Annotated in this window: 7 protein-coding genes and 1 tRNA gene; 4 read left to right on the top strand and 4 right to left on the bottom strand. The window is 68.2% G+C overall.

Going from position 1 to position 9,045, the window contains the following annotated elements:
* The first annotated feature begins 164 nt into the window (after nt 1-164).
* A complete protein-coding gene (locus ABTX24_RS13990) occupies nt 165-956 on the top strand; it encodes a carbon-nitrogen hydrolase family protein (RefSeq protein ID WP_350840380.1) in 792 nt (263 codons plus the stop codon).
* Between the two features lie 7 nt (nt 957-963).
* Here the strand turns inward: ABTX24_RS13990 and ABTX24_RS13985 are convergent, their stop codons facing one another.
* Nucleotides 964-1,650 (bottom strand): class E sortase, encoded by a 687-nt coding sequence (locus ABTX24_RS13985; protein WP_350840378.1) that lies wholly within the window; start codon nt 1,648-1,650, stop codon nt 964-966.
* 48 nt (nt 1,651-1,698) lie between these two features.
* Here ABTX24_RS13985 and dnaG point away from each other — a divergent pair, with 48 nt between their 5' ends.
* Complete coding sequence (gene dnaG / locus ABTX24_RS13980; RefSeq protein ID WP_160028354.1) at nt 1,699-3,582, top strand: DNA primase; 1,884 nt, start codon at nt 1,699-1,701, stop codon at nt 3,580-3,582.
* A 66-nt stretch (nt 3,583-3,648) separates the two neighbouring features.
* Nucleotides 3,649-3,724 (top strand) — tRNA-Asn (locus ABTX24_RS13975).
* A gap of 56 nt (nt 3,725-3,780) precedes the next feature.
* Here ABTX24_RS13975 and ABTX24_RS13970 read toward each other — a convergent pair.
* Entirely contained in the window at nt 3,781-5,154 is a 1,374-nt protein-coding gene (locus tag ABTX24_RS13970) for an FAD-binding oxidoreductase (protein WP_350840376.1), read from the bottom strand.
* 93 nt (nt 5,155-5,247) lie between these two features.
* Nucleotides 5,248-6,555 (bottom strand): NAD(P)/FAD-dependent oxidoreductase, encoded by a 1,308-nt coding sequence (locus ABTX24_RS13965; RefSeq protein ID WP_350840374.1) that lies wholly within the window; start codon nt 6,553-6,555, stop codon nt 5,248-5,250.
* Between the two features lie 332 nt (nt 6,556-6,887).
* Here ABTX24_RS13965 and ABTX24_RS13960 point away from each other — a divergent pair, with 332 nt between their 5' ends.
* Nucleotides 6,888-8,120 (top strand): PucR family transcriptional regulator, encoded by a 1,233-nt coding sequence (locus ABTX24_RS13960; RefSeq protein ID WP_350840372.1) that lies wholly within the window; start codon nt 6,888-6,890, stop codon nt 8,118-8,120.
* Here ABTX24_RS13960 and ABTX24_RS13955 read toward each other — a convergent pair whose 3' ends face one another.
* The gene (locus ABTX24_RS13955; protein WP_350840370.1) at nt 8,121-8,990 is read right to left on the bottom strand and encodes an alpha/beta hydrolase; all 870 of its coding nucleotides are present in this window, start codon (nt 8,988-8,990) and stop codon (nt 8,121-8,123) included.
* Between the last annotated feature and the right edge of the window lie 55 nt (nt 8,991-9,045).

The following is a 9,045-nucleotide window of genomic DNA, read 5'->3' as shown; positions in this document are numbered from 1 at the left end:
CTCGGCGAAGCTGGCCTCGACCACGAGCAGCGGCGAGTGCGGGAAGAAGGTCTCGCCCTCGGCGTACCCCCAGATGTCGCCGGTGAAGCGGTAGCGAACTGCCTATTACTCGTCAGTATTTGGGCAGTTCGCTACCGGACTACCCCGCCGCTACCGTTGCTGACATGCTGCGAATCGCGGTCGTCCAGGAGACGGCGCTGCCGGGCGATCTAGGGGCCAACGTCGCGACAGCCGCGGACCGGGTCCGCGAGGCGGCCGCGAAGGGAGCCCGGCTGGTCGCGTTGCCGGAGACGTTCACGACGTCGTGGGACCTCGACGCCTTCGACGGCCTTCTGCCCTCGCTCGAGGACGCCGCCTGGCTCGCCCCGGTGCAGGCCGCGGTGGACGAGACCGGCGCGGTGCTCGTGCTCAACTCGCCCCTCGCCCAGGCCGGACGACGGGCGATCACCAGCCTGGTCATCGCGCCGGGGGAGGAGCCGGTCGCGGCGTACGACAAACAGCACCTCTACCCGCCCGAGGTCGAGCGTTTCGAGCCCGGCGAGCACGGTACGACGATCGAGATCGACGGCGTCCGGGTGGCCCTGTCGGTCTGCTACGACGCCAACTTCCCCGAGCACGCCGCCGCGGCAGCCGCCGACGGCGCGATCCTCTACCTCAACACCGGTGCCTACTTCCCCGGCGGAGGTCACCGGCGCGACCTGCACTACGCCGCCCGGGCGCTGGACAACTCGATGTACGTCGCCTTCGCCGGTCTCGTCGGCGGGCCGTTGGGCCTCATCGGCGGCTCCGCGGTCTACGACCCGCTCGGCCGGCCGGTCGAGCAGCTCGATGACGCCACTCCTGGGATGGTCGTCGCCACGATCGACCCGGCCGAGGTCGCGCGCGTACGGGACGAGCAGCGGATGTGGGCCGACCACCGAGCCGACCTCGGCCCGCGGCGTACGCTCCGTCTCTAACTGTCCGTCAGCCTGCCGGTTCCTCGGCGACGAGCCTGCCGAAGGCGACCAACCGGTAGTCGGTGTGGAAGAGCTCGGAGCAGGTGGTGAGGGTGATCAGCCGCTGACCGTCGATCTGCTCGGGCTCCGCCCCGTCGATGTCGGGGTTGTCGGGAAGCGGGTCCGTGACCCAGGCCGATGTGAACGGCACGATCAGGTCGTCGCCATCGGTGGTGAGGGCGTAGACGTACGTCTTCTCCCTGGTCAGCACACGGATCTCGTCGCCTTCGCGGAGCTTGGGGAGATCGCGCAGCGGCTCGCCGTGGGTGATCCGGTGGCCGGCGAGCGCGAAGTTGCCGACCTCACCGGGTCCGGCGGTGCCGGAGAAGTGGCCGACGCCGGCGCCCAGGGCCCGGTCCGAGGTGCCTTCGAGGACCGGGATCCGGTAGTCCTCGCCGAAGCGGGGGATCTCGATGAGCGCCTCGGCCGATCCGAACTCGGTCGTGGCCTCGGCCCGGCCCGAGTCCCACGCCTTCTCGATCGTCGAGGTCGCTTCCTGCTGGCGTTGCTTGCTGATGATCGTGGTGCCGTACATCTCCCAGGCGGTGTAGCCGAGGAGCCCCACACCGGCCAGGACCATCGTGAGACCGAGCCAGAAAGTCGCCCGGCGGGCCCGCGGTCGGGTCGGCGGTCGGGCCGGTGTGGTGGTGGACATCAGGTCAAGCATCTCAGGCCGATCCGCGGCCCCGTAGGATCTGACGTTGTGGCGGGCCGCATCAAGGAGACGAGCATCCAAGAGGTGCGCGAGAAGGCACGCCTGGACGACATCGTCTCCCAGTACGTCACGCTCCGCCGGGCGGGCCCGGGGACCTACAAGGGCCTGTGCCCGTTCCACGACGAGAAGTCGCCGTCGTTCAACGTGAACCCGTCACGGGGCTTCTTCAAGTGCTTCGGCTGCCAAGAGGGCGGCGACGTCATCGACTTCGTGATGAAGCTCGAGGGACTCAGCTTCTTCGAGGCGGTCGAGCGGCTCGGCGACAAGGTCGGCGTGCAGGTCCAGCGCGAGGAGGGCGACGAGGCGCCGGTACGGCGCGGCCCCGGTCGCGGCAAGCTGGTCGAGGCCCACAAGGTCGCCGCCGAGTTCTATGCCGAGCAGCTGCTGACCCCCGACGCCGTCGTCGCGCGGCAGTTCCTCGCCGAGAAGGGCTTCGACCGCGACGCGGCGCTGCACTTCGGCGTCGGCTTCTCGCCGCGCGGAGGAGAGGACCTCTACCGCCACCTGCGTGCGCGCGGGTTCTCGGACGAGGAGGTCGTCACCGCCGGCCTGGTCGCGCACGGGCGGTCGCACTACGACCGGTTCCGCGGTCGGCTGATGTGGCCGATCCGGGAGTCGGGTGGCGACGTCATCGGCTTCGGCGCCCGTCGGCTCTTCGACGACGACCGCATCGAGGCGAAGTACCTCAACACCTCCGAGACGCCGATCTACAAGAAGTCGCACGTCCTCTACGGGATCGACCTGGCCCGCAAGGAGATGGCCCGCACCCGCGAGGCCGTGATCGTGGAGGGCTACACCGACGTGATGGCCTGCCACCTCGCCGGGATCACCACCGCCGTGGCGACCTGCGGCACCGCCTTCGGCGACGACCACGCGAAGGTGCTGCGCCGGTTCATCTCCGACGACCAGCAGCTGCGTGGCGCGGTCGTGTTCACCTTCGACGGCGACGCGGCCGGTCAGGCCGCGGCGCTGAAGGCGTTCAAGGGCGACGGCAACTTCACCTCGCAGACCTACGTCGCCGTCGAGCCCGACGGCCTCGACCCCAACGACCTGCGGATCAAGAAGGGCGACGAGGCGGTTCGCGAGCTGCTCGCCAACCGCGTCCCGCTCTACGAGTTCGTGCTGCGCAACGTCGCCTCCAAGTACGACCTGGACCGTGCCGACGGGCGGGTCGATGCCCTCCGTGAGGCGGCCCCGCTGGTCGCCTCCGTGCGCGACGAGTCCAAGAAGATGGGCTTCACCCGCGACCTGGCTCGCTTCCTCGGCGTCGATCCCGACGATGCGGCCCGAGAGGTACGCCGCGCCGCTGGCCGTCCCGCACCCTCGGCTGCTCCGTCGCGGCGCGAGCCCGCCGCCGCTCCCGAGGCTCCCGTCGCGCCGCAGCGTCCGCCCATGCCACATCCGCGCGAGCCGCGCTTCACGGTCGAGCGCGAGACCCTCAAGCTCTTCGTGCAGCACCCGGTCGCGCTGGGGCGCACCACCGGTGAGATCACCCCTGAGGCCTTCACCCACCCCCTCTACCGGGCGCTGTGGGAGATCATCGCCGGCCTCGGTGGCCCCGGTGCCGGCACCGGCGACGCCGGCTGGGCCCAGAAGCTGGGTGCCGCCGCCTCGGACCCGCTCGTCAGCCGCATCCTCGCCGAGCTCGCCGTGGAGCCGATCCCGTCCGCGAAGGAGCCGGATGCTGCGTACGTCCTGCAGTACGTCGTACGCCTCCTCGAGCTCCTCGACCAGCGCCGCATCGCCGAGGTGAAGAGCCGTCTGCAGCGCTCCGACGCAGCCGCCGACCCCGAGGCGTACAACCGTCTTTTCGCCCAGCTGGCCGCCCTCGAACAGCACCGCCGCGGCCTCCGCAACCTCGTCGCCGAGTGACGGCCTGCCGATTTCCGATCGCCGCGGCCGGGTTGCTAAGGTTTCACCCGCGCCGCAAGGTGCAATTCCCCTGTAGCTCAATTGGCAGAGCATTCGGCTGTTAACCGGAGGGTTGTTGGTTCGAGTCCAACCGGGGGAGCCAGAAACTCCGCCTGACCTGCACAGACAGGACAGGCGGAGTTCTTTGTTCTACCCGGTTCAGAGGCTGGCGATGACCTTGCCGGGGTTGAAGATGCCGTGCGGATCGAGGGCGGCTTTCACCGCGCGGTGAAGGGCCAGTACCTCCGCGGGCAGTTCCTTTGCGAGCCCGTCCATCTTGAGCAGGCCGATACCGTGCTCTCCTGTGACGGTGCCGCCCAGCGCGATTGCTTCCTCGATGATTTCCTGAAAGGCCCGCTGCGCACGTTCTCTGGCCTCGTCGTCGCCACGCGGCGTGATCAGGAGGGGGTGCAGGTTCCCGTCCCCGGCGTGGGCGATGTTGGCGATGAGGGTCTCGTGCTTCTTCCCGATCGCCTCGATCCTGGTGAGCATCTCCGGAACCGCCGCCTTGGGCACGCAGACGTCTTCGGTGAGCACGGGTCCCAGACGCTCGAGGGCCGGATACGCCAGGCGCCGCGCGTCGAACAGCGCGTCCGCCTCGGTCTGGTCGGTCGAACGAGCCGCCCAGGTGGCTCCTGCTCGCTCGAAGCAGTCGCGGATCGCGTCCGCCTCTTCCTCGCCTGCCGTGCCAGGGACGTCGCACCGCGCCAACAGGATGACGTCGGCGTCGACAGCCAGGTCCATCTTCTTCCACTGGTCGACGGCCTCGAGGCAGTGCCGGTCGATGAGTTCGAGGGCGGACGGGACGATGCCTGCCGCGCCTACCGCCGTGACAGCACGTCCGGCGTCCACGATGGACGAGAAGTAGCCGGCGACGGTGTGCTCCGGCGCCCGCTGAGGGCGCAGCCGGAGCGTGACCTCGGTGATGACGCCCAGCGTCCCCTCGGACCCGACGAGCAGTCTGGCGAGGTCGTACCCTGCGACGCCCTTGGCCGTACGTCGCCCGAGTCGGACCAGTTCGCCCGTTCCGGTGACGACCTGCAGCCCGAGCACGTAGTCCGCAGTGACGCCGTACTTCATACAACAGAGGCCGCCCGCGTTCGTCGCGACGTTGCCGCCGATCGTCGACCACGGCGCTGAGGCGGGGTCGGGTGGGTACCAGAGGCCGCGTTCTGCGCACGCGTTCCGCAGGTGGTCGTTGACGACGCCCGGCTGCACCACCGCCAGCCGCTCTATCGGGTCGATCTCTGTGATCGCCGTCATCGCCTCGGTCGACAGGATGACGCACCCGTCGACGGCGTTCGCTCCGCCGGACAGGCCGGTGCCCGCGCCGCGGGGCACGACGGGCACGTTGTACTCGATGCACCCGCGCACGACCTCCTGGACCTCCTCGGCCGTGCGCGGCCGGATGAGGACGAGCGGTGTCCCGTGGGGCGCCCATTCGGCCTCATCGTGGGCGTAGCTCGCCGTGACCGCGGGATCGAGCTGAATGCGATCAGCTGGGATCCGCTCCTGTAGGTGTCTGACCAGCATCTGAAGCCTCCGTATCGCGTCGCTGTTCGACCGAAGCGACGAGGGGTGTTCTCGGTGAAATTGTTCTGCTCGATCGGCAGCCTGGCGCGGGCGCTACCCCATGACGGTCCCGGTGGTGTTGTTCCGAGGGCGCCGCCGGGAGTACGCGGCGAGATCGATCTCGAGACCCGCGCGGGGGGTGACGAAGGTGACCGGGCTGGTGTCGTGGTCCGCACCAGCCTCGACCGCGCTGATCAGAGTGGCCATGAGCTGGCCGACCACCGGAGCGTTCTTGAACTGGTTGCCGCTGGTGCCGATGGCGACGTAGAAGCCGGGTAGGTCGGTGCGGTCGTAGATCGGTGACCAATCGTCGGCGACGTCGTAGACACCGACCACACCACTGGGGCGGTTGGGGACGGCCAACTCGGGAAGTCGGCGCGCGGCACGGAGGACCTGGGGCTCGAACACCGCCATCGTGGGGTGAACAGAGACCGCGTCGACGGCGTCCGGCTCGAGCCATTCGAGGTCGTCGCACTCGGGCTCGGTTCCCCCGACCAGAAGCCCGCTGCCGACCTCTCCCCGGAAATAGGTCCCGAGGTCCAGATCGGCGATGATCGGACCAGGGCCGCCGTCGAGCCGGAAGTCGTCCGGGGCCGCGACATGCGCCACTTCCTGCCGCATCGGACGGACCCCGACGGTGAAGTCCGAACCTACTCCGGCGATCTGGTTCAGGGCGCCCGACCATGGTCCGGCCGCGTTCACGACGATGTCGCAGCCGATCCGCACACCATCGGACAACATCACCGCGCTGACCCTTCCCCTCTGTTTCTCGACAGCTGTGACCTGGCTGCGAAACCGCATGGTGGCTCCATGGGCTTGGGCGGCGGCTGCCAGGTTCGCCGCAGCCAGTGCTGGGTCGGAGACATAGCCGGCGTCGGGGGTGAAGACCCCTCCGAGCTCGCCTGCCGCGTCGTTCCAGAAAGCCTGGTCGTCGACTCGCTTCGGTGGCCAGTATCGCCCCGTGTCCAGCCCCGAGACGCGCCGCGCGAGGTCCGCACTGTCCCACTCCTCGTACGGCACTCCATAGGTGTCGAAAAGCGGAAGCCACATCTCCCGTGGCGCAGCGTCGACGTCGAGCATGACCAGGCCCGTGGTGACGAAACGGGGGAGGTCGCCGACATCGACACCCAGGTGATGCGACCAGTCCCTCCAGCCGAACTGCGCCTCCCACGCCAGGGCAACCCCGGCGGCGGAGGTGAAGTTGAACCGAACCACGGCGCTGGACGCCGCGGTCGATCCCTGACCTGGGCCGGATGCCTTGTCCACCACCGTCACGCTATGGCCACCCCGCGCCAGCTCCAGCGCGATCGACGACCCGATCACGCCTGCGCCGACGACTACGACATCCGCACCGACACCCATGCTGAACCTTCTTCCAGTGATGCCCCGGCTGTGATCCGGGGCTGGCGCCGTCCATCCTCGGTCCCAGGTCACCGGTGACGCAGTGCTCAACTGTCGCCGACCTGCCGGTGCGCGGACGACAGACGTCGACCGTGGTCCGGCGAGACGATTGTTCACTCGACGCGGGCGACGGGCGATTGCCGATCCGGTCGACATTTGTAGCGACGTACGGCATCGTGCGCGACGAATGCATATTGTCTCCTTCTCCCGCCTCGGTGAGAATGTCGGGATATGAACGCGTGCCGACCTTGGCGCGGTGGGCGAGGAGATCTGCCGGTGGGAAGGAGCGCGTCGTGCCTGAGGACGAGCTGCAGGCGATCGTGGACGAGCTCGCCGAGCGGCTCCAGCGCTCGGCAGCGATCGATGGCCCCGACATCGGTCTGCTGGCCGCGAGCCGGCACTTCGGCGACGAGGACCAGCTGCGCATCGACTCGGTGCTCAATCGGTCGGTCCCGCCCGATGTCGTCGAGCTGATCCGCACCCACGGCATATCGCAGTGGACCAAGCCGGGCATGCTCGAGCTGGGCGCCATCCCTGAGGCGACGCCTCGGCTGTGCGCACCCGTGCGTTGCCACGGACAGCTCTTGGGCTACCTGTGGCTGCTCGACCGCAACGGCGCACTCAGTGACGAGGACGTGGCGGCCGCGGGCGAGGCCGCCGAGCGGGCCGGAGCCGTGCTGTACCGACGCCTCATGGTGCGGCAGCGCTCCCGTGCCCGCCACGAAGCCATCTTGCGGGACCTGGTCTCACCCGACACGATGATTCGGTCCCAAGCCATCGAAGACATGCGCGCCGAGGGCCTGTTCCCGGACGGCCCCATGCACTTCACCGTGCTGGCCGTGCAATGCCGGTCCGACGACGACCCCCACGCCGAGCGGGAAGTCGAGTTGGAGGCCGCTGTCGAGGAAGGCGCCGGCGCGGTCACTGACGACGTCGTCCTGATCGCGACCAATCGGTCGCGGGCCTGGCTCCTTCTCGCTCAACGGCGACCCCCAACTCGGTACGTGGTCGACACCGTCGTCGATCGGATCACCACCCGGTTCAAGGGCCTCACCCAGAGCACTTCGAAGCCGGTCTTCGGTCTGGGGCCCACGGTAGATCGGCTCGACCATGTGGCCGACTCGTACCGCAAGGCTGTGAGGGCCGCACGCACAGCGCTCCTCGTGCCCGGGGTGGGCAACCCCGCGCGATGGGGCGAGCTCGGACCGTACGAACTCCTGATCACCCTCGCCCCCGACGACCTGGCTGAGGCCTCCCGAACGCCGGACCTGGTGGCACTCGAGAATGCCGACGCCCATGGCGACCTCATCGACACGCTCACGACCTTCTTCGACCTCGGGGGAAGTGCGAGGCAGGCCGCCGAAGCCCTGTGTATCCACCGCGCGACGCTCTACCAACGCCTCAGGCGGATCGAACAGGTCACCGGCCGCAGCCTTCGAAACGGCGACGACCGACTCGCCCTCCACCTCGGCCTCAAACTGCGTTCTCTCGCCATCGCGTTCCGGGTCAACCCGCACACCAACTGATCACCGCGTGTGGCATGCCTTGAGATAGCTGAGGAACGATGCCTGTACGCCGGTGACATGCGTCTCGTGCAACATTGCGCTGGACACGTACTGGGATCTTCCCTCGGCCTCCAACTTCTCCATGGCGTCCAGAACGTTGCGTGCAAGTCCGCGATACACCGGGATGTCGCCGAACATCTCTGCCTCGTTGAGCGTGACGTGCAGCAGCGGAGCGTCTGGGGCCTCGCCGAGTGCCGGGAGATCGTCGATCATCTCGAAGACCTTGCTGTCAGGACTGACGACCCCGGGACTACCCGCGCAGATGCTCGCGAACAGTCCCGGTTCGCGAAGCCACGCGTAGAGCGAGAACAGTCCTCCGTACGAGTAACCGAAGAGGCCGTGGCCTGACTCGCTGACGCGAAACCGCGACTGCAATTGGGGATGGAGTTCGTCGGTCAGGAAGTCGAGGAAGACGTCTGCATGCGTGTCGGCAAGCTCCAAGAGGTAGGCGTCCACGTGCTCCTGAGTCATCTGGCCCGCGTCGAGAGCCTTCTTCAAGGTGGCCACAAGGTCGTCGCTGACCGGTTCCCCTGGCGGAACGAGATCGCGATTGCGAAGTCGCGCCCACTCCTGAGCCTCCTCGCCTGCATAACCGATGCTCACCTGGATGTACGGAGCGATCGTCAGGTACGGGTCCGACTGAGTGACGATGAGCGGCGCCGTCAGGCCAACGGCGAAGTTGGCATCCGTCACGTAGATCAGTGGCAACGAATCCGTCGACTCTGCATATCCGGGAGGTGTGGTGACCCACACGCCGTAGCTATGCCCGGACTTTGCCGTGACTTCGAAGTACTCGGTGTCGGAAAGGCAACCGTGCAACATGCTGCTCATGCAATCTCCTCTATAACGAGCCTTCCTTTGATGCCAAGGAAGGAATTCATGGATC

This window comes from Nocardioides sp. NPDC127514, from assembly GCF_040302125.1.
In the GTDB taxonomy this organism is placed as follows: Bacteria; Actinomycetota; Actinomycetes; order Propionibacteriales; family Nocardioidaceae; genus Nocardioides.
This window is presented reverse-complemented; position numbering and strand designations above follow the sequence as displayed.